The organism is Acinetobacter sp. GFQ9D191M, from assembly GCF_011174875.1.
Taxonomy (GTDB): Bacteria; Pseudomonadota; Gammaproteobacteria; order Pseudomonadales; family Moraxellaceae; genus Acinetobacter.
Genome location: NZ_JAALGV010000053.1, coordinates 1 through 966, shown reverse-complemented (window position 1 = coordinate 966; position 966 = coordinate 1). Strand labels below are relative to the sequence as shown.

The 966-nt window shown below is 35.8% G+C and carries 1 protein-coding gene and 1 pseudogene; one reads left to right on the top strand and one right to left on the bottom strand.

The genetic code is table 11. The annotated features are described in order from the left end of the window. Window positions 1-105 precede the first annotated feature (105 nt). Complete coding sequence (locus tag G5T77_RS08740) at window positions 106-807, bottom strand: IS1-like element ISPa14 family transposase (RefSeq protein WP_166135753.1); 702 nt, start codon at window positions 805-807, stop codon at window positions 106-108. Between the two features lie 60 nt (window positions 808-867). Between G5T77_RS08740 and G5T77_RS08735 the strand changes: the two are divergent. Continuing rightward, window positions 868-966 (top strand): annotated as a pseudogene (locus G5T77_RS08735) (flavodoxin family protein); the annotation flags it as partial.

Below are 966 nucleotides of genomic sequence, written 5' to 3'. Positions count from 1 at the left end.
TCTGCTTAGGCTATTCAGTTGAATGTTAAGAGAAGTCGTAACGCTAAGCCTATTAACACGATACCCATAAAAATTTCGGGTGGTGTTTCAAAAAGTATGCTGACATTAAATGAAGCCATTATTGATGTAAAAAAAGGTTAAGTCGAAAGCTTTAAAATGGTTTTCAATCTTTTTTGAAAAATTACAACTCCTTCTAAAACCGCGCCTAATTCGATGCCTTATTTTGCAATTATTACCTTCAATACCTACAGTAAAAAATTTACCAATACTTTGCTTGCAGTTTTTAAAAGCAGTTATGAAACTGTCCCAATGATCACTTGCAATTCGGGTGTAGTGAATACCTAATTGTTTAAGCTTTGCCTTCAATCGTTGAACTGTAGCTAAGTCTCTTTTACCCCAAAAATAAGCAACAATCTCACCTGTTTCTCGATGGTAGGCGTAAATAAGCCATTGTTTATTATTTTTATTTCCCACAAAAGTCCAAAACTCATCAACTTCAAGAGACTCATAATGACTTTGTTTAGGCTGAATTTGGTAGGTCGATTCGGTTAAAGTACGTAAAACTTTACCGATACTGATTCGCTCAACTTCAGCGATATCTCGTATACCACTACCTCTGACCATCAACTGTAATATTTTTCGAGTAATGCCTGAATGACATCCTAGATAGCTCAGAGCATGGTCACCAATAAACTGACGTTTACAGTCTTTGCACTGATAGTTTTGTTTCCCATCTACTTTGATGCCATTTTTCTTTATACTGTCACTGAGGCAGGTTGGACATTTGATTTCTAGAGTTATTCGCATTTCTCTATTTTATCAAAATTCAACCTGCTTTGTTTCAGCATACTTTTTGAAACACCACCTAAAATTGATTTATTCACCGCTGAACAGTTGATGTCTCAACCTGAATTACTCTGTCAATATGATGGACTAATTTGGGGTACTCCAACCTATCTCGGTGGT